This is a genomic window from Streptomyces longisporus (assembly GCF_039532765.1).
In the GTDB taxonomy this organism is placed as follows: Bacteria; Actinomycetota; Actinomycetes; order Streptomycetales; family Streptomycetaceae; genus Streptomyces; species Streptomyces longisporus.
In genome coordinates, this window is the sequence record NZ_BAAASG010000002.1 from 21,689 (window position 1) to 40,328 (window position 18,640).

General features: G+C 72.5%; 18 protein-coding genes. 5 read left to right on the forward strand and 13 right to left on the reverse strand.

Features of this window, described 5'->3' with window-relative positions; translation table 11 throughout:
• Nucleotides 1-2: 2 nt before the first annotated feature.
• Nucleotides 3-932, forward strand: a complete 930-nt coding sequence (locus tag ABD355_RS01680; protein ID WP_344398161.1) for a LysR family transcriptional regulator ArgP — start codon at nucleotides 3-5, stop codon at nucleotides 930-932.
• Between the two features lie 32 nt (nucleotides 933-964).
• Nucleotides 965-1,450, forward strand: coding sequence for a winged helix-turn-helix transcriptional regulator (locus tag ABD355_RS01685; protein ID WP_344398162.1), 486 nt, complete (start codon nucleotides 965-967; stop codon nucleotides 1,448-1,450).
• Here the strand turns inward: ABD355_RS01685 and ABD355_RS01690 are convergent.
• The 3 genes from ABD355_RS01690 to ABD355_RS01700 form a co-directional block, all read right to left on the reverse strand.
• On the reverse strand, nucleotides 1,408-3,087 hold the full coding sequence (locus ABD355_RS01690; protein ID WP_344398163.1) for an MBL fold metallo-hydrolase: 1,680 nt from the start codon (nucleotides 3,085-3,087) through the stop codon (nucleotides 1,408-1,410). The genes ABD355_RS01685 and ABD355_RS01690 overlap by 43 nt on opposite strands.
• Before the next feature lie 19 nt (nucleotides 3,088-3,106).
• Nucleotides 3,107-4,522: a DHA2 family efflux MFS transporter permease subunit gene (locus ABD355_RS01695; protein WP_344398164.1), complete on the reverse strand. Its 1,416-nt coding sequence runs from the start codon at nucleotides 4,520-4,522 to the stop codon at nucleotides 3,107-3,109.
• Between the two features lie 99 nt (nucleotides 4,523-4,621).
• The gene (locus tag ABD355_RS01700) at nucleotides 4,622-5,329 is read right to left on the reverse strand and encodes a TetR/AcrR family transcriptional regulator (RefSeq protein WP_344398165.1); all 708 of its coding nucleotides are present in this window, start codon (nucleotides 5,327-5,329) and stop codon (nucleotides 4,622-4,624) included.
• 108 nt (nucleotides 5,330-5,437) lie between these two features.
• Here ABD355_RS01700 and ABD355_RS01705 point away from each other — a divergent pair, with 108 nt between their 5' ends.
• Both ABD355_RS01705 and ABD355_RS01710 read left to right on the forward strand, forming a co-directional pair.
• Complete coding sequence (locus ABD355_RS01705) at nucleotides 5,438-6,652, forward strand: saccharopine dehydrogenase family protein (RefSeq protein ID WP_344398166.1); 1,215 nt, start codon at nucleotides 5,438-5,440, stop codon at nucleotides 6,650-6,652.
• A gap of 110 nt (nucleotides 6,653-6,762) precedes the next feature.
• Nucleotides 6,763-7,020: a WhiB family transcriptional regulator gene (locus tag ABD355_RS01710; RefSeq protein WP_266964416.1), complete on the forward strand. Its 258-nt coding sequence runs from the start codon at nucleotides 6,763-6,765 to the stop codon at nucleotides 7,018-7,020.
• A gap of 16 nt (nucleotides 7,021-7,036) precedes the next feature.
• On the opposite strand, the gene ABD355_RS01715 is transcribed toward ABD355_RS01710, so the two are convergent.
• The 4 genes from ABD355_RS01715 to ABD355_RS01730 are packed head-to-tail and all read right to left on the reverse strand — an operon-like array spanning nucleotide 7,037 to nucleotide 11,751.
• Complete coding sequence (locus ABD355_RS01715) at nucleotides 7,037-8,863, reverse strand: sensor histidine kinase (protein ID WP_344398168.1); 1,827 nt, start codon at nucleotides 8,861-8,863, stop codon at nucleotides 7,037-7,039.
• On the reverse strand, nucleotides 8,860-9,558 hold the full coding sequence (locus ABD355_RS01720; RefSeq protein ID WP_344398169.1) for a response regulator transcription factor: 699 nt from the start codon (nucleotides 9,556-9,558) through the stop codon (nucleotides 8,860-8,862). Before ABD355_RS01720 ends, ABD355_RS01715 begins: the two co-directional genes overlap by 4 nt.
• 19 nt (nucleotides 9,559-9,577) lie before the next feature.
• Nucleotides 9,578-10,342, reverse strand: coding sequence for a L,D-transpeptidase family protein (locus tag ABD355_RS01725; RefSeq protein WP_425585692.1), 765 nt, complete (start codon nucleotides 10,340-10,342; stop codon nucleotides 9,578-9,580).
• Between the two features lie 41 nt (nucleotides 10,343-10,383).
• The gene (locus tag ABD355_RS01730; RefSeq protein ID WP_344399021.1) at nucleotides 10,384-11,751 is read right to left on the reverse strand and encodes a M1 family metallopeptidase; all 1,368 of its coding nucleotides are present in this window, start codon (nucleotides 11,749-11,751) and stop codon (nucleotides 10,384-10,386) included.
• 208 nt (nucleotides 11,752-11,959) lie between these two features.
• Here ABD355_RS01730 and ABD355_RS01735 point away from each other — a divergent pair, with 208 nt between their 5' ends.
• On the forward strand, nucleotides 11,960-12,319 hold the full coding sequence (locus ABD355_RS01735; protein WP_344398170.1) for a DUF488 domain-containing protein: 360 nt from the start codon (nucleotides 11,960-11,962) through the stop codon (nucleotides 12,317-12,319).
• On the opposite strand, the gene ABD355_RS01740 is transcribed toward ABD355_RS01735, so the two are convergent.
• The 6 genes from ABD355_RS01740 to ABD355_RS01765 form a co-directional block, all read right to left on the reverse strand.
• On the reverse strand, nucleotides 12,274-14,184 hold the full coding sequence (locus ABD355_RS01740) for a GMC family oxidoreductase (protein WP_344398172.1): 1,911 nt from the start codon (nucleotides 14,182-14,184) through the stop codon (nucleotides 12,274-12,276). The genes ABD355_RS01735 and ABD355_RS01740 overlap by 46 nt on opposite strands.
• Complete coding sequence (locus ABD355_RS01745; RefSeq protein WP_344398173.1) at nucleotides 14,181-14,357, reverse strand: hypothetical protein; 177 nt, start codon at nucleotides 14,355-14,357, stop codon at nucleotides 14,181-14,183. Before ABD355_RS01745 ends, ABD355_RS01740 begins: the two co-directional genes overlap by 4 nt.
• Nucleotides 14,358-14,526: 169 nt before the next feature.
• Nucleotides 14,527-14,703: a hypothetical protein gene (locus ABD355_RS01750; protein WP_344398174.1), complete on the reverse strand. Its 177-nt coding sequence runs from the start codon at nucleotides 14,701-14,703 to the stop codon at nucleotides 14,527-14,529.
• On the reverse strand, nucleotides 14,700-16,082 hold the full coding sequence (locus ABD355_RS01755) for a hypothetical protein (protein ID WP_344398176.1): 1,383 nt from the start codon (nucleotides 16,080-16,082) through the stop codon (nucleotides 14,700-14,702). Before ABD355_RS01755 ends, ABD355_RS01750 begins: the two co-directional genes overlap by 4 nt.
• On the reverse strand, nucleotides 16,079-16,765 hold the full coding sequence (locus ABD355_RS01760; protein ID WP_344398177.1) for a FadR/GntR family transcriptional regulator: 687 nt from the start codon (nucleotides 16,763-16,765) through the stop codon (nucleotides 16,079-16,081). Before ABD355_RS01760 ends, ABD355_RS01755 begins: the two co-directional genes overlap by 4 nt.
• A gap of 156 nt (nucleotides 16,766-16,921) precedes the next feature.
• Nucleotides 16,922-18,592: an FAD-binding dehydrogenase gene (locus ABD355_RS01765; RefSeq protein ID WP_344398179.1), complete on the reverse strand. Its 1,671-nt coding sequence runs from the start codon at nucleotides 18,590-18,592 to the stop codon at nucleotides 16,922-16,924.
• Nucleotides 18,593-18,640 lie beyond the last annotated feature (48 nt).

Here is an 18,640-nt window from a genome sequence, read left to right on the forward strand (position 1 = left end):
TCGTGAAGACCGAGCTGACGGATCTGCCGCTCGACCAGGTGCGGACGCTGCTGGCCGTGGTGGACGAGGGCACGTTCGACGCGGCGGCCGCGGCGCTGCATGTGACGCCCTCGGCGGTCAGTCAGCGGGTGAAGGCGCTGGAGCAGCGCACCGGCCGGGTGCTGCTGATGCGTACGAAGCCCGTGCGGCCGACCGAGTCGGGGGAGGTCGTCGTGCGGTTCGCCCGTCAGTTGGCGCGGCTGGAGCGTGATGCGCGCGCGGAGCTCGGCATGAGCGGGGCCGGGGAACCGACCCGGGTCTCGATCGCGGTGAACGCCGATTCGCTGGCGACCTGGCTGCTGCCGGCGTTGACGCGGGTGCGGCACGAGCCGCGGCTCTGCTTCGAGCTGCGTCGCGAGGACGAGACCCGTACGGCGTCGCTGCTGCGGGAAGGGCTGGTGATGGCGGCGGTGACGTCGTCCGCCGAGCCGGTCACGGGCTGCAGTGTGCGGGCGCTGGGGCGGATGCGTTATGTGCCGGTGGCCAGTCCCGACTTCGCCCGGGAGTATTTCGGCGGGCCGTTGCGGGAGGCGCTGGCGGTGGCGCCGACGGTGGCCTTCGACCGCAGCGACGATCTGCAGGACGCCTTTGTGCGCAGGCTGCGGCGCGACAGGAGCGGTGCAAGTGCGGTACGGCACTTCGTGCCCACCTCGGAGGGGTATGCCGAGTCCGTCGCGGCGGGCCTGGGCTGGGGTCTGGTGCCCGAGGTGCAGGCCGAGCCGCTGCTCCGGGCCGGGCGTCTGGTGCACCTCGCGCCGGACCGGGCCCTGGACGTCCCGCTGTACTGGCAGCAGTGGAAGCTGGACTCCCCGGCGCTCGCGGCGGTCGCCCGGGCGGTGACGGAGGCGGCTGCCGGGGCGCTGCGGGGCGGGGCCGACAGCCGCCCCCACTGACTTGCGTGATGCAATCGACGTACGATGGGGGCGTGCTTCCTCGTACGTACGAAGGTCAGGTCTGCTCGATCGCCCGGTCCCTCGAAGTGGTGGGCGAACGCTGGACGTTGCTGATCGTGCGGGACGCGCTGCGTGGCACGCGGAGGTTCGAGGACTTCCGCGGCAGCCTCGGCATCGCGCACAACGTGCTGTCCGACCGGCTGGGCAAGCTCTGCGAGGCCGGGATCCTCGAGCGGCGGCTCTATCAGACGCGCCCGGAGCGGTACGAGTACGTGGTGACCCCGGCGGGCCTGGACCTGTGGCCGGTGATCATGTCCTTGCTGCTGTGGGGGGACGGGCACCGGGCGCCACAGGGGCCGCCGCTGGTGGTCGTGCACCGCGGCTGCGGCGGCCGGCTGCGGCCCGGGCTCACCTGCTCCGCCTGTGGGAAGCCGCTCGGGCCGTACGACTGCGAGATGCAGCCCGGGCCCGGTGCTCACCCGGCGGATTCCACGGTCAGTCCCGCGAGCCCCGCGTAGTAGGCGAACCTGAACGGACTGAGGAGCTGGTGCCGTTCGACGAGGGCGTGCAGGATCCGTCCGCGCAGCTCCGCGAGCGGCGTGTCGTCCGGGTGGCTCAGCAGGGCGCAGTCGACGATCCTGAGCGCCGCGGCCGGTTCCCCGCGCGCCAGCAGTTGCTCACCCGCCGCGGCGAACGCCTCGGCCCGGCCGCCCGCCAGCAGGTCCAGCGCCGCGGCCCACTGCGCGCGGCCGACGGGGTCCACCCCGTCCCCGTCCGCCTTCCAGTAGCCGGTTCGCTGGTCGTGGACGCGCTGGACGAAGCCCTCGCGCATGATCAGGTACGGGAGGATCGCGGCCGGATGCCCGCGCAGTACCTCGGGAAGGTGGTCGCGGTCCAGCATGTCGGTCAGCGACCGGCCCGCGACGATGTCGTCCGCGACGACGGCGTGCAGGTCCCGCAGGGCGGCGAGCAGGCCGGGCAGCGCCTCGACGGTGAAGTTCTCGGTCAGCGGCGGGTGGCCGTGGATCAACAGCCGAGGGCGCAGGTCCTGGACCGTCTGCAGTGCGTCGAACAGCCCCTCGGCCGATCCTTCGGCGAAGAACGGCGCACCCAGGTACGGCATGCATATGTCGCCGACGAAGACCACTCCTTCGTCCGGCAGTTGGACGAGCAGGCCGTCGCGGGTCTCGCCTCCGGCGACGGGGATGAGTGTGAACCTCCGCCCGCCGACGGTCAGGGTCTCGGGCTGCTTAACGAGCCGGTCGGGGACGACGTGCGGACGGCGCTCCTGGCCGTCCGGCAGCAGGGCCGGGAAGGGCGGCGGGCTCACGGCCTGGAGCGCAAGTTCGTCGGGGAAGGCGGCCTGCGCGACGACCTGGGTTCCGGGGCCGGCGAGTGCTTCCAGGCCGCCGATGTGGTCGAAGTGTGCGTGGGTGAGGATCACATGGGTGATCGGTGCCCGGGTGACGTCCCGCAGATCGCGCAGGGCCGCCTCGACATGCCGGGGGTGGCTCGCCGCGTCGATCGCCACGATGCCGTCGTCCGTGCGGACGAACGCGAAGTCGGCGAGGTCGTAGCCCTGGGCGACGTGCACGCCCGGAGCCATTTCGACCAGCCGTGGCGCGGTCATGCGCAGGCCCTCCTCGGCGCTGACCAGGTACTCCGTGACGAGTGACAGGCCGGGTGCGTGTCCGAGGCGCTCGCGCGCGGCCCGGGCTTCCTCCGGACGGCCCTGGCAGGCGTAGGCACGGGCCAGGGCGGCGTGGACGGAGCGCAGGAACCCGGCCGGGAACCGGTCCCGCACGGCGAGCACGAACTCCAGGTCGGCGATCACCGTGTCGGCCCGGCCCGCGCAGTCCGGCAGGCCCGCCAGGGCGGTTCCCCTGAAGTACTGCGGCAGCCCGAGCCCGCGTTCCGCGGCCGCGTCGAGCCGGGCGATCGCCTTCTCGTCCGGTCCGTCGAGTCGGGCCTGGAAGACTCCCGCCAGGCTTTCCGACAGCGCCGATTCGGGACGTTCGGCGCTGAGGGCGGTGAAGTAGTCGTGGCCTTCGCGGAATTGGCGGGCCGCGAGCAGCTGCTGGGCGAGCACGGCGGTCACCCGGTCGGGAATGCCGGGCCAGCGCACGGCACGGCGCAGGGCGTCGGTCTCCTTCATGGCTTCTCCTTGTGTGACGTCATGGTGCTTCCTTGAGTGGCGTGAGCCGCTGTCCCCCGGCCTTGTCGGTCTCCGGTCGCGGTGCCCGGACGCGGCCCAGGGCGAGCGAGACGACGGCGGCGAGCCAGCCCGCGCCGGTGATCATGAGCCAGGCGTGGCGGAAGCCGCCGAGGGCCTCGGGTCCGGGTGTGCCGAGGAGGACGACCAGGGCTGCGACGCCCACGACGGCGCCCAGTTGACGCAGGGCGGACGTCATGCCGATGCCGGTGGCCAGGCTCGGCGGCGGCAGTTCCAGGACGGCGGCGCCGCCGAGCGCGGGCAGGGACAGGCCGACTCCGACGCCGGTGATGACCGCCGCCGGGAACAGGAGTGGCCAGTAGTGCGGTCGGGCCGTGGCGGTCAGCGCGAGGAGCAGCGGGCCGGTGCCGAAGAGGAGGGTGCCCGGCACGGCGGCGACGCGCGGTCCGTAGCGGTCCGTGAGCCGGCCGGCCAGTGGGGCCATGAGCGCGGCCATCACGGGTCCCGGAGTGACCGCGGTTCCGGCGCGCAGGACCGGCCAGTGCCACGCGGTGGTCAAGAACAGCACGTTGCACAGCAGCGAGGCGAAGAACCCGGCGCCGAAGACGAACGTGCCGACGGTGGCCACCGTGAAGGAGCGCAGGCGGAACAGGCCGAGGTCGGCCACCGGTGTGGTGTGGGTGACGGACCGCAGGACGAACAGCGGCAGCAGTACGGCGGCGGTCCCGAAGGCGGCGAGCACTCCGCCCGAACTCCAGCCCCAGTCCGCGCCCTTGACGATGCCCAGCGCGAGGCCGCCCACGGCACCGACCAGCAGCAGGGCTCCCAGCACGTCGGGAACGCCCGTCGCCTGCTCGTCGCGGCTCTCGCGCAACAGCCGTGCGGCCGCCACGAGTGCGGGCAGCCCGATGACCAGGTTGACGAAGAACACCGCACGCCAGCCCTGCCAGTCCACCAGCAGTCCGCCGAGCGAGGGTCCGACACCGGCGGCGACCGCGCCCGCGGCCGTGGACAGGGCGATCGCGGTGCCGCGCCGCTCGGGCGCGAACTCCGGCAGCGTCAGGCTCAGCGAGGTCGGCAGCACGGTCGCGGCGCCCAGTGCCTGCACGACCCGGGCCGCGACGAGGACCGGCACCGACGCGGCCAGGCCGCTCGTCACGGACGCGGCAAGGAAGAGCAGCAGCCCGGCGAGGAAGAGCCGCCGGCGTCCGTACCGGTCGGCCAGGCGGCCTGCGGGTACGAGGGCGGCGGCGAACACCACGCTGTATCCGTTCAGCACCCACGACAGGTCGGCGAGGGAATCGCGCGGGAACGACCGCCCGAGGTCGGTGAACGCGATGTTCACGATGGTGACGTCCAGCAGGGCCATGAAGACCACGGCCGAGGTGACGACGAGGACCTTCCAGCGACGCTCCATGTTCCGCCTCCGGCACCGAGCCGTCGATTGTTTGATGCAATCGACTCGACCGACTATAGAGACGTGACTTGCATCAAGCAATCGAGTGGGCGGATTGCGTCAGGAACCCAGTGCCGCCAGCTGCGCCGCGGCGCTGTCCAGCAGCATCTCCAGTGCCGTCGGATAGGCGCTGCCGACCATGCGGGCCGCCAGCAGGGGCGCCGCCTCGGCGATCCGCGGATGGGTGCTGCGGGGCAGCCGGGCGTACGTCGAGCGCCACATGTCCTCGTCGGCGCGCAGGGCGGCGCTGGGCAGGGCGAGGGAGGCGGCGTCGAGGGCGGCGAAGGCCAGGGTCTGGTCGATGAAGGCGTGGTAGATGCGCACCGTGTCCGGGAGCGGGAATCCGGCGGTCCGCAGGACGTCCAGCACGGCCTCGTCGGCGGCCAGTTCGTTGGCCCGGCCGGTGACCCGACTGGTGGTCAGCACCGCGGCCTGCGGGTGGGCGAGATAGGCGGCGTGGATGCGCAGGCCGACCGCGCGCAGGTCCGCCCGCCACTCCCCCGTCGGGCGCCAGCCGTCGAGGGCCTGGCCGATGAGCGCGTCGCCGATGGCGAGGGTGAGCTCGTCCATGCCGCGGAAGTAGCGGTAGAGGGTGCTCGGGTCGGCGTCCAGGGCGAGACCCAGGCGGCGGGCGGTGAGGCCCGCGCTGCCGTGTTCGCGCAGCATCCGCAGCGCGGTCTCGACGATCAGCCGCTCCGACAGGACCGTGCCGCTCTTGGTGGGCCGGCGCCTGCGCCGCTTGTCCTCGGGCACCACCGCTTTGGGCATGTCAACCTCCCGCGCCTTATGCCAACGCCATTGACCTTACGTGAAGCGGCGGCGTTGTATCTCCGGCGGGGCCCCTCGTCATCAATCCTCCGGACAGGGAGATCTGTCATGCGTGTCCTGCTTGTCGGCGCCGGCGGTGTCGGCACCGCAATCACCCGGATCGCCGCCCGCCGTTCGTTCTTCGAGGCGATGGTGGTGGCCGACTACGACCCGGCACGGGCCGAGGCGGCGGTCGCGGCCCTGGACGACGGCCGCTTCGGCGCCGAGCGCGTCGATGCGGGCGACGAGTCGGCCGTGGCGGAGCTGCTGGTCCGGCACCGCTGTGACGTCCTCCTCAACGCCACCGACCCGCGCTTCGTGATGCCGCTGTTCCGCGCGGCGCGCACCGCCGGCGCCACCTACCTCGACATGGCGATGTCGCTGTCGCACCCGCACCCCGAGCGGCCGTACGCGGAGTGCGGGGTCAAGCTCGGCGACGACCAGTTCGCGCAGGCCGAGGAGTGGGCGAAGGCGGGCGCGCTGGCCCTGGTCGGCATGGGCGTGGAGCCGGGTCTCTCGGACGTCTTCGCCCGGTACGCCGCCGACGAACTCTTCGACGAGATCGAGGAGATCGGCGTCCGCGACGGCGCGAACCTCACCGTCGACGGCTACGACTTCGCCCCGTCCTTCAGCATCTGGACCACCATCGAGGAGTGCCTCAACCCGCCGGTGGTCTACGAGGCCGGGCGCGGCTGGTTCACCACCGAGCCGTTCAGCGAGCCGGAGGTCTTCGACTTCCCCGAGGGCATCGGTCCCGTCGAGTGCGTGAACGTGGAGCACGAGGAGGTGCTGCTCGTCCCGCGCCGGGTGGACGCGCGCCGGGTCACCTTCAAGTACGGGCTGGGCCGGGAGTTCATCGAGACGCTGAAGACGCTGCATCTGCTGGGCCTGGACCGCACCGCGCCGGTGACCGTGCCGAGCGCCTCCGGACCGGTTGCCGTCTCGCCCCGGGACGTCGTCGCCGCGTGCCTGCCCGATCCGGCGACGCTGGGCGAGCGGATGCACGGCAAGACCTGTGCGGGCACCTGGGTGCGCGGCGTCAAGGACGGTGTGCCGCGCGAGGTGTACCTGTACCACGTGGTCGACAACCAGTGGTCCATGGCGGAGTACTCCAGCCAGGCGGTGGTGTGGCAGACCGCCGTCAATCCGGTCGTCGCGCTCGAACTCCTCGCCGGCGGCGCCTGGTCCGGCTCGGGCGTCCTCGGCCCGGAGGCTTTCCCGGCCCGCCCTTTCCTGGATCTGCTGACCGCCTACGGCTCCCCGTGGGGCATGCGCGAGCAATGAGCACCGTATCTGCGCGACTTCTGTCGTTTCACTCGCGCATCGACAGGTGACTCGAAACCGAGTAAGCCATTCGCGAGGGCACGTACGACTTCGATCGCAGGTGACATTTCATGGACGACTGGCGAGACCAGGCCGCGTGCCGTAACGAGGACCCCGAGCTGTTCTTCCCGATCGGCACCTCAGGCCCCGCGTTGTTGCAGACCGAGAAGGCAAAGGCGGTGTGCGCCCGCTGCCCGGTCCGGGAGCAGTGCCTTGAATGGGCGCTGGGCCACGGAGAGATCCTGGGCGTGTGGGGCGGCACCGGAGAGACGGAACGGCACGCCATGCAGCGCAGGCGGCGCCGGCGCGCGGCCGCGCGCAACGGTTAGGGCCTGTCCGGGCGCCTCAGCTCTTCGGAGCCGGGGCGCCCGGCAGTCGCAGGGTGAACACGGCCCCGGCGCCCGGTTCGCACGCGGCAACCGCCGTTCCGCCGTGTGCGGCGACCAGGTGACGGACGATCGGCAGGCCGAGGCCGCTGCCGCCGGTGCGGCGACTGCGGGACTTCTCGGCCCGCCAGAACCGGTCGAACACGTGTGGCAGGTCCTCCGGCGCGATACCCGTGCCGGTGTCGGTCACGGTGAAGACGACCTCGTCGCCGTCGCGGCGGGCGGCCAGGGTGACGCTGCCGTCAGCCGGCGTGTGCCGCAGCGCGTTGGAGACGAGGTTGCCGAGCGCCTGCCGCATGCGCACCGGATCCGCGTCGAGCCACGGGCTGCCGTCCTGTTCGGTGCGTACGGTGACGCCGGCCGCGTCGGCGGCCACCCGGTGGGCGGCGGCGACCTGGTCCAGCAGTTCGTCGGCGCGGACCGGTTCGCGGTGCAGGCGCAGGGTCCCGGCGTCGGCGGCCGCGAGGTCCTGAAGGTCGTCGATGATGCGCTGCAGCACCAGCGCCTCCTCGTGCAGTGAGCCGAGCAGCGCGGAATCCGCGTCGACGACGCCGTCGCGGGTGACCTCGAGCCAGCCGCGGATGTTGGTCAGCGGGCTGCGCAGTTCGTGCGCGATGTCGCTCACCATCGCCTTGCGCTGGGCCTCCAGGCGTGCGCGCCGCTCGGTGAGGTCGTTGAACGCCTCGGCGAGGATGCCGGTCTCGTCCCGCGTGGTCACCGGCACCCGCACATGCCGGTCCGGTGGCTGCTGCGCCGCCTCGGTCAGCGCCCGCAACGGCCGTACGAGCCGGGTGGCGACGACGGCCGTGACGGCGAGGGTGACGGCGAGGACCAGACCGGCCGCCCCGACGATCTTGGCCTTGTTGGCCGGGGACATGTCGAAACGGGGCGGGGTGGTGTCGTCGCCGCCGAGGTACAGCTCGGCCACGGGGGCGACATACGGGTCGAGTTGGGCGCGCAGGGCGTCGTCGGTGCAGGTCTGCGCCGTCTCCATCGCCTTCGGGTCGCCCGCCTTGGCGAACTTGGCGATGGTGTACCGGCCTGCGGGGGCCCTGCCGGTGGGGCTGAGCATCAGGTAGAGCGGGGTGCCGGGGTCCAGGCCGTGCTGCTGCAGGCAGGTGCGTGCACCGTCGGTCAGGGCGCCGAGTGCCTTCTCCTCGGTGGCGGTGGGGTTGAGCAGTCCGTAGTAGCCGCACTCCTCGGGCACGAAGCCGGAGACCTCGCTGCCGTCGGAATTCACGATCATGGGGCGGCCGCTCGGGCTCTGTTCGACCTTGGCAGCGACGCCGTACCGGCGATAGCACGTCTGCATTTTGCCCGCCAACGCGTCCAGCCTGGCGCGCTCCTTCGCCGTGAGCCGGTACGGTCCCACGGCTCGGGGGTCGATCCCGGTCAGCTGTGCGCCGGTCTCGGTGTAGGTGTCGGTGTGCAGGGGGTCGACGGTGGCGGCGGCACCGAGCGGCAGGGAGGTGCCCTTGCGCGCCGAGTCGGCGATGAGGGTGCGGTCGGCGGTGGTCAGGGCGATGCGCCGGCCCATGGTGGCCGCCAGGGACCGGACGGTGGCCCCGACGCCCTTCCAGTCGGGGTGGGTTGCCGCATAGCCGCTGAGCTCCGCGAGGATCCGCATGTCGTCGGCGAGGTCCTGGCCCTGTTCCTCACGCAGGGCGCGGGTGGTGGTCTCCACCGCCAGCCAGGCCGTCGCCGCCACCGAGCACACGGCGATCAGCACCGACGCGATCAGCAGCCGCACCAGCAGCCGCTTGCGCAGCGGTATGCGGCGCTTCACGGACGGCCGCCGCTGAGCTTGTAGCCGACCCCGAACACGGTCAGCAACCGCACCGGCCGGCGCGGGTCGGCCTCGATCTTCTTGCGCAGGTTCATGATGTGGACGTCGACGGCCCGCTCGGTGGAGGCCCGGTCGAAACCGCGGGTGCACTGCAGCAACTGGCGCCGGGTGAAGACCCGTTCGGGCTCCGCCGCCATGGCGAGCAGGATCTGGAACTCGGCCGGTGTGCACTCCACGGGTACGTCGTCGCAGCGCACCTCGTGCCGTTCCGGATCGACGGCGAGCCCGGCCGCCCGTACGACGGGATCCTCCCGCACGCCGGCCGTCCGGCCGCTGCGCCGCAGCACGGTACGGATGCGGGCCATCAGCTCGCGCGGGCTGTACGGCTTGGTCATGTAGTCGTCGGCGCCCAGTTCCAGGCCGAGCAGCACGTCGTCCTCCTCGGACCGTGCGGTCAGCATGAGCACGGGTATGTCCTCCTCGCCCCCGCGCAGCACCCGGCACACGCCGAACCCGTCGACCACGGGCAGCATCAGGTCGAGGACCACGAGGTCGGGCCTGAGCCGGCGGGCGGCGTCCAGGGCGGCCGCGCCGTCGTGGACCACCGTGGCAGAGTGGCCCTCCGCCAGCAGGGAGCGGCGTATGAGTTCGGCCTGCATCTCGTCGTCCTCGGCGACCAGCACATGTGCGCACACGCGGCGGATCCTAGGCGCTTCAGCGGGCAAGGGCCGTCGCGTCGCCCATGACGACGACGGGGTGGAGGCCGGGGTCGAGCGTGCGCAGCAGGTCCTTCATGTGCTGCTCCGAGACGCTGACGCAGCCATGGGTGGGGCCGCCGTGGTCGACGTGGAACCATATGCCGCCGCCTCGGCCCGCGCCGAGGGGACGGGTCCAGTCGAGGGGCGAGGTACCGGGCTCGCGGTTGTAGTTGATGGCGATCACGTAGTCGAAGGAGCCTGCCAGGGGCTCGCCTTCGAAGCCCGTGCCCGGTGAGGTGAAGGCGCCGGAGCGGTGGTACGGCAGCCGGGTGCCGGGATTGCCGAGGAGCCCGCCGGCGTCGGTGAGGCCGTACACGCCGACGGGCGAGCGCAGGTCGCCGCCCGTGTGGTGCTCGGACCAGCCCTTGAGGGCGTTGTGCGCGGGCCAGCTCGCGCCGGCCTGCCAGCCGGCCTCGGTGCGCTCGTACAGGACGACCGTGGACAGCGGGGAGTTCCTGCCGCGTCCGGTGACGACGACTGCCTGGCGGGCGTCGGCGGGTATCGCCGCCAGTGTCCTGGGCCCCAGGCCCGGCAGGTGCAGCGGGGCGGCCTGGACGGACATCTCCGGCGAGGGCGGGGCGAGGGTGGCGACGTCCGGTGTGCTCGTCGTGGCCTTGGGGGCGCCGGACGGGTGGCCCGGCGAGGCCACCGCCCCGCCGCCGCATCCCGTGAGGAACAGGGACGCGGCCAGCAGGGCGACACGGGGTCCATTCATGATCACGGGTCGACTGTGACCGACACATGTGAGGAACTCGTCAGGTTCTAGGCTTCGTTCGGCTTCCCGGGACTGTACAGCCACGTGGTGAACAGGTGGTTGAGGTCCTTGCCGGATTTCCGCTCCGCGAGGCGGACGAACTGTGCGGTCGTCCCGTGCCCGTCGCGGTGTTCGGCCGCCCAGGCCCGCAGGATGCCGAAGAAGGTGCGGTCGCCGACGGCGGTGCGCAGTTCGTGCAGGGCCATGGCACCGCGCTCGTAGACGGGGGTGTCGAAGATGTTCTTGCCGCTGCCCGGGTCACCGGGCGGGAACGCCCACAGGTGGTCGCTCGCCGGGTGGCGGTAGAGGCCGTCGAAGGTCTTCTGGGCACTGTCGCCGCCGTGCTGCTCGCTGTAGAGCCACTCGGCGTAGGTCGCGAAGCCCTCGTTGAGCCAGATGTCCTTCCACGAGGTCAGCGACACGGAGTCGCCGAACCACTGGTGGGCGCTCTCATGGACGAGGGTGCTCAGGTCCGGCGCCGAGTCGTACAGCGGGCGCGACTGGGTCTCCAGCGCGTATCCGACGTTGGGCGCGTGGTCCACGATCGACCCGGCGTTGCGGAACGGGTAGGGCCCGAAGAGCCTGCTCTCCCATTCCAGGACGGACGGCAGTTTCTTCAGGACGGGTGCCGCCCGGGACGCCTCGCGCGGGTCGACGGCGTTGTAGACGCGGATGCCGTCGCGGGTGGTGTACTGCTCGACCTTGAACTTCCCGATCGTCGCGGTGGCGAGGTAGGCCGCCATGGGTTCGATCTGGCGCCAGTGGAAGGTGGACTGCCCGTGCGCGGTCCGCTGTCCGACCAATGCGCCGTTGGCAACGGCGGTGCGGCCCTCGGGGACGGTGACCGTGATGTCGTACGAGGACTTGTCCTTGGGGTGGTTGTTCGCCGGGAACCAGGTCATGGCGCCCTGCGGCTCGCCGGCGACGAAGGCGCCGTCGTCGGTCCGTATCCAGCCGTCCGCCGAGCCGTCGGGGTCGGTGACCTGCTCGGGGATGCCGCTGTAGGTGACGGCGACGCGGAACTCCTCGTCCTTGTGCAGGGGGCGGCGCGGGGTGACGACGAGTTCCTGGCCGTCGCGGCGGTACTGGGCCCGGTCGTGGTCGACGGTCAGGCCGGTGACCTTCAGCCCCTTGAAGTCGAGGTCGAAACGGGTCAGGTCCTGGGTGGCGCGGGCGGTGAGGACGGCTGCACCGTCGAGGTGACGGCTCGTCGGGTCGTAACGCAGGGTCAGGCCGTAGTGGTCGACGTGGTAGCCGCCGTTTCCGGCGAGCGGGAAGTACGGGTCACCGACACCCGGTGCGCCACCGGTGCCGGCGGTCGCGGGTCCGGCGGCGGCGAGCAGTGCCGCGAGGGCGACGGGAACGGCCGCGGTCAGGGCCTCGCGGCGAAGGACGGTGGTGGGTCTGACGGCGTGACGGCTGGACTGCCTCACATGCACTCCTTGGGGGGTGGCTGATGATCATATGAACCCAGGTTATGGGCAGCACTGCACGGTTTCCTTCTCGTTTGGGTCAAGTGATACGGCGTCACCCGACGCCCGCGCACTACGCTCGAGGTCACCCGCCACCCAGAAAGGCCCGATCGTGAGCGTTCGTGTGCGTCGCGTCTACGAACCGCCCGAGCCGGACGACGGTGTACGCGTCCTGGTCGACCGGCTGTGGCCGCGCGGCCTGTCCAAGGACGCCGCGCACGTGGACGAGTGGCCCAAGGCCCTCACCCCCTCGACCGAGCTGCGCCGCTGGTACCACGCGGGTGAGGGGTCGTACGAGGAGTTCGCCGACCGTTACGAGGCGGAGCTGGACGCCCCGGAGGCGGCCGAACTCCTCGACCACGTCCGGGAGTTGGCGACCAAGGGGCCCGTGACGCTGCTGACCGCGTCCAAGGAGCCCGAGCAGAGTCATGCCGAGGTGCTGCTCCGGCTGCTGGGTTCGCGTTCGAGGTAGGTCTCGGTGACGGCCAGGGCGGCCGCCATGATGCTCAGTTGCGGGTTCACCTCCGGGCAGCCCGGCAGCACGGAGGCGTCGGTGACGAGGACGCCGTCGACGCCCCGCAGCCGGCCCTCGGTATCGGCCGGCGCCCGCTCGGGGGCGCCGCCCGCGGCGACCGTGCCTGCCGGGTGGAAGGCCGACAGGTGCAGATCTCGCGGAGTGACCCCGGCCAGCAGCGCGTCGAGTTCCGGGAGCGTGCGGGCGCGCGGCGCCCGTGGGATGCCGGTGAGCACCTCCAGGGCCCCGGCGGCGAAGAGGATGCGGCCCATGGCGCGTACGGCCGTGATCAGCCGGGCGCCGTCGCGTGGATCCAGTCGGTAGCGGACGAGGGTGCGGCCCTGGCCGAGAACCCGGCCCGAGGGCCGGTCGGCGATCATGGCTCCGAGGACGGCCAGCCGGTCGGCCCCTTCCAGTTCACGGCGCAGGGCGCGCCCGAGGCCGGGGAGGACGAAGCTGCTCATGCCGGGCGGGCTGGCGGTGGCCTCGATCAGGATCCCGTGGTCGTGCAACTCCTCGACGCCGGTGCTCTGCAGGACGCCCTCCCAGGAGGTGACCGGTTCCGTGAAGCGGCCGGCGACGCTGGTGGCCGGGTGCACGCTGAGATTGCGGCCCAGGCGGGGATGACCGCCCAGGCCGCTGCGGCGCAGCAGCGGCGGGGTCTGCAGGGCGCCCGCGGCCGTGACGACGAGGGGGCTGAGGATCTCCAGTTCGCTGCCGTCCGCCCGTCGGGCCAGGACCCCGGCTGCCCGTGGCGGGCCGGGGCGGTCGTGGTCGAGCAGGATCCGCAGCACGCGTGCCCCGGTGACGATGCGCGCTCCGTGGGCGCACGCGTCGGGCAGCACGGACAGCTGCACGCTCTGCTTCGCGCCGGTGGGACAGCCCACCACGCACTGGCAGGAGCCCTTGCAGCCCGGTGCGTTGCGACGCAGCGGGCCGGCCCGCCAGCCAAGTCGTTCGGCGCCGGCCAGGGCGAGCAGGCCGTTGACGCCGAGGACGTCGAGGGGCTGGGTGGCGACGCGCAGGGTGCGTTCGATCTCGTCCAGCCGTGCGGGAAAGCCGTCGGCGAGGCGGAAGCCGTGGCGGCTGCGCCAGCGGTCGAGGACGTGGTCCGGCGTGCGGTAGCAGGTCCCGGAATTGACGACGGTGGTACCGCCGACGGCCCGTCCGACCGGCAGCAGCAGCGGCGGATCGCCCAGCGCGGCGGTCGCTCCGCCGTCCCGGTACAGATCGGTGAAACGGTCCAGCGGTGCCCGGCGGCCGAAGGAGGCCGTCGTGTGGTGCTCGCCCTCCTCCAGCACGACGACGGCGAGTCCCGCCCGCGCGAGAGTACGGGCGGCGACGGCGCCTCCGGCGCCCGATCCCACGACGACGGCGTCCGCGGTGGCCCGCGCGGGCCACTCCGCGGCGGGGATGCAGTCCAGGGGTGGATCCTCGGGTGCAATCGGCGCCCGCGGGGCGGGCGTTCGCTCGGTGGCCGCGGCGAGCAGCACGGGAACCTTGAGAAGATCCAGCGCCGGTACGAGTCCGGGGCGCGCGGCAAGGGAGCCGAGCACCGTCTCGCGCTCGTCGGGAGTGAGGGCGCCCAGCCGACGCCCGCTGTGCAGGACGGCGTACGCGTCGACGGCGAGCGCGGCGCCCAGCCGACGCCCGCTGTGCAGGACGGCGTACGCGTCGACGGCGAGCGCGGCGCCCTGCACTGCGGCCCGTACGGGCCCGGGCAGCGCAGCCAGGAACGCGTCGAGCCGACCGGGCACCCGAGCGAGCCACCCCTCGTCACCGACGTCGGCAAGCAAAGCAGCCACCAGCCCCCGCCCGCTCACCGCTCCCCCACCTCGGCATGCACGGTGCCCTCCAGCATCCACGACGCTTCGAGAGCGAGAGCGATCAAACGGCGCCCGCCGTGCAGAACCGCGAGCCGACCGGGCACCCGAGCGAGCCACCCCTCGTCACCGACGTCGGCAAGCAAAGCAGCCACCAGCCCCCGCCCGCTCACCGCTCACCCACCTCGGCATGCACGGTGCCCTCCAGCATCCACGACGCTTCGAGAGCGAGAGCGATCAAGCGGCCCCCGCCGTGCAGAACCGCGAGCCGACCGGGCACCCGAGCGAGCCACCCCTCGTCACCGGTATCGGCAAGCAAAGCAGCCACCAGCCCCCGCCCGCTCACCGCTCACCCACCTCGGCATGCACGGTGCCCTCCAGCATCCACGACGCTTCGAGAGCGAGAGCGATCAAACGGCGCCCGCCGTCCAGGACCGCGAGCCGACCGGGCACCCGAGCGAGCCACCCCTCGTCACCGGCATCGGCAAGCAGAGCGGCCACCAGCCCCCGCCCGCTCACCGCTCCCCCACCTCGGCATGCACGGTGCCCTCCAGCGTCCATGTGGCTTCGGGGCGCCAGTGGCCCCACCAGCGCTCCAGGAGGATCTTCGCGTCGGCGCTCTCGCTGTTGCGGCAGACCGCCGGGGCGCCGTCCGGGTCGCGGTAGTCCAGGGCGAGGGTGCGCTCGGCCGGCTGGGTGACCTCGACGCGGATGCGGCGCAGCAGCGTGCGGCCGGTCACCGTCCACTCGGGCAGTGCGATGCGGGCGCGGAACCGTCCGATGCCGAACAGACCCACCGCGGAGCGCTCCGCCCGGCGTGGCCAGGTGCGGTCGCGGTGCCTCAGCCGCAGGAAGACGAGCGGTGGCAGCTGCCGTAGCACGGGCCGTGTGGACACCGCGGCGATCACATCGAGCACATCGCCGTCGCCCAGTTCCGCGTGGAGCCACGCCCAGCGGCGGGCGTTGCCGTGGCCGTGGATACGGGCGGAGGCACCGGGGGCGCCGCGCAGGGTCAGCGTCTGTTGTCCGTCGCTGAAGGTTCCGTCGTACGTGGCCCGGGCCGCCGGGAGCATGTGGGCGGCGGGGAGCAGGGGGTGCCGCCAGGACCAGCGGGGGAAGGTGAACAGGGGTGCGGCCAGGGGATGCTCGGTGAGATCCCAGTGGAAGTCCGCGGCGGTTCCGGTCAGTCGTCCCGGGGCGACTGAGACGCCGGGGGATGTGAATCCGCACGTGGGCTTGTCCCAGGGGGCAGGTCCGAAGCGGACGTGGCGGACCTCTCCGTCGGGTGGGAAGGCGGCGGCCCAGCCGTGGGTGTGCGGCGCGGATCCGTCGGTGGGCGAGACCAGTTCGTGGTGGAGCCAGATGCCGGTTCCGGTGGTGGGGTCGGTCAGGGTGGTGTACCAGACCTCGGTGCGGCCGGGGCCGCCGTCCCAGCGCGGTGCGAGGTACTGGGCCGGGTCCTCCCGCCGGGGAAAGCGGAAGCTCAGGAGGAAGGGCGCCAGGCCGGTGGTGACGGGGAAACGGAGGGTACCCTCGCCGACCCGCACACTGTCCTCGTACAGCGTGAACGGCAGCACGGTCATCGACCTCACCGGATGGCGCGGGGTCACGGACTTCCAGCCGTCCAGGACCATGAGGCGGCCGTCGGCGGTGAACGTCAGCCGGTAGCGGATGCGGCGGCGGGCGAGCGGTGAGATCTCCAACTCGCCTGTGGCGTCCGGGTCGTCGGCCAGTTCGCCGATGCGTATACGGCCGCCGAGCCGGGCCCGGGTGGTGCGGTGCGGGCGCAGGACCTGGTCGGTCTCGGCCCGCAGGTCGAGGCGGATACGGCGGACCGGATCCCGGCCGTCGACCCGGACCGTGCCGAGCATGGTCTCCGTGAACGAGGTGACCCTCACACCAGCCCCTCCAGCATGATCTGCTCGGTGTCGCGCAGATAGGCATCGGCGGCCGCGTGGGCCTGGCGGCCGTCGCCGGACGTCACCGCCTCCACCACGGGGGCGAGGCGCCGGTGGGCGGTTCCGGCGTCGGTGAAGGGCCCGCGCAGGGCGGCGCGGACGGGGAGGTAGGCGTTGAAGAGGGTGTTGGTCAGCAGGACGTAGACCCGGTTTCCGGTTGCGCGGGCGAGGGCCCGGTGCACCTCGACGTCGGCCAGCTGTACGGCGTCCGCGCCGTCCGCGTCCCGTACGGCCTCCAGGAGACGGCGCAGTTCGGCGTGGTGGGCCCGGGTGGCCCGGGCCGCCGCCCGCTCGGCGATCAACGCGCCCACGGACCGCCGTACTTCGAAGATCTCGCGGACCCATTTGGCGTCGTGCCGCACGAGCATCGGCAGGAGGTCCGCGCCGCCCAGCCGGGCGTAGTCGCGGACCTTGGTGCCGACGCCGTGCCGGGTCTCCAGCAGGCCTGCCTGGACGAGACGGCCGAAGGCGTGTTTGAGGGTGGTGCGGGTGACGCCGTAGCCGTCGGCCAGTTGACGCTCCGGGGGCAGATAGCTGCCCGCCGGATGGCGTCCGGCCAGGATGTCCTCGCGCAGCCGGGCCTCAAGGACGTCCACGATCGTCTCGCGGGGCAGTGCCTCCACGGATGCCTCCTCGCAGCGAAGCAGTGGATGAGTGGCTCAGCCACTGAAGCAGCGGAGGTGGCCGTGCGTCAATGCCCTTGCAGCGGCGCGCCGTTCACGCGAGGACGCGGCAGGGCCGGTCGGATTCCCCGACCGGCCCTGCCGCCCGCCCGTCGCTCAGGCGGTCTGCTTCGCCGCCGCCCGGCCGGCCGCCCGCCCGGAGAAGAGGCAGCCGCCGAGGAAGGTGCCCTCCAGGGCGTTGTAGCCGTGCACGCCTCCGCCGCCGAAGCCCGCCACCTCGCCGGCCGCGTAGAGGCCGTCGATCGGGTTGCCGTCGGCGCCCAGGGCGCGGGAGTCGAGGTCGGTCTGGATGCCGCCGAGCGTCTTGCGGGTGAGGACGTGCAGCTTGACGCCGATGAGCGGGCCGGCCGCCGGGTCGAGGATGCGGTGCGGGGTGGCGACGCGGCCGAGGCGGTCGCCGATGTAGCGGCGGGCGTTGCGGATGCCCTGGATCTGGGAGTCCTTGCTGTAGGGGTTGGCGATCTGCCGGTCGCGTGCCTCGATCTGGCGGCGCAGGACGTCCGCGTCGAGCAGCGGCTTGTCCGTCAACTCGTTCATCTTGGTGACGAGTTGCTCCAGGGTGGGTGCGGTCACGAAGTCGGCGCCCTTGCGCAGGAACGCGTCGACCGGGGCCGGGGCGCCCTTGCCGAGGCGGTTCTTGAGGACCGCGCCCTTGTCCTTGGCGGTGATGTCGGGGTTCTGCTCGGAGCCCGACAGCGCGAACTCCTTCTCGATGATCTTCTGGGTGAGGATGAACCAGGAGTGGTCGTAGTCCGCGATGTCCGGGGTGGTGCGCAGGTACTTGAGGGTGCCGAGGGTGTCGTAGCCCGGCAGGCAGGGGTCGGGCAGTCGGCGGCCGAGGGCGTCGAACCAGAGGGAGGACGGGCCGGGCAGGATGCGGATGCCGTGGCCGGGCCAGATCGGGTCCCAGTTCTGCAGGCCCTCGGTGTAGTGCCACATGCGGTCGCGGTTGACCAGGCGCACGCCGGCCTCGGCGCTGATGTCGAGCATACGGCCGTCGACGTACGCGGGGACGCCGGTGACCATCCCGGTGGGCGGGGTACCGAGGCGCTCGGGCCAGTAGCGGCGGACGATGTCGTGGTTGGCGCCGATGCCGCCGGTGGTGACGACGACGGCCTGGGCGGTGAGTTCGAAGTCACCGATGCGGTCGCGGTTGGAGGCGACGCCCCGGGGCGAGCGGTCTTCGGCGAGCACCGTGCCGCGCACTCCGCGGGCGGCGCCCTCCTCGATCACCAGCTCGTCGACCTGGTGACGGTGGTAGAAGGTCAGCAGTCCGTCGCGGGCGGCCTGCTTGGCGTGGTCGACGAACGGCTCCACCACGCCGGTGCCGGTGCCCCAGGTGACATGGAAGCGGGGGACGGAGTTGCCGTGCCCGTCGGCCCGCAGGTCGCCGCGTTCGGCCCAGCCGACCGTCGGCAGCAGCTTGATGCCCTGCCCGTCCAGCCAGGACCGCTTCTCGCCCGCCGCCCACTCGACGTAGGCGCGGGCCCAGCGCACCGCCCAGGAGTCCTCGTCGTCGACCCGGTCGAACCCGGCGCTGCCCTGCCAGTCGTTCCAGGCGAGGTCGAAGGAGTCCTTGATGCCCAGACGGCGCTGCTCCGGGGAGTCGACGAGGAACAGCCCGCCGAAGGACCAGAACGCCTGGCCGCCCAGGTTGGCGGCGTTCTCCTGGTCGACCAGTGCGACCCTGCGGCCCCGGCTGGTGAGCTCGTGCGCGGCGACCAGGCCCGCGAGGCCCGCTCCGACGACGATGACGTCCGCATCCATGGCGAGGGTTCCTTTGCTCGTTGGGTGGTCTGGCTGAGGGGGCTGGTT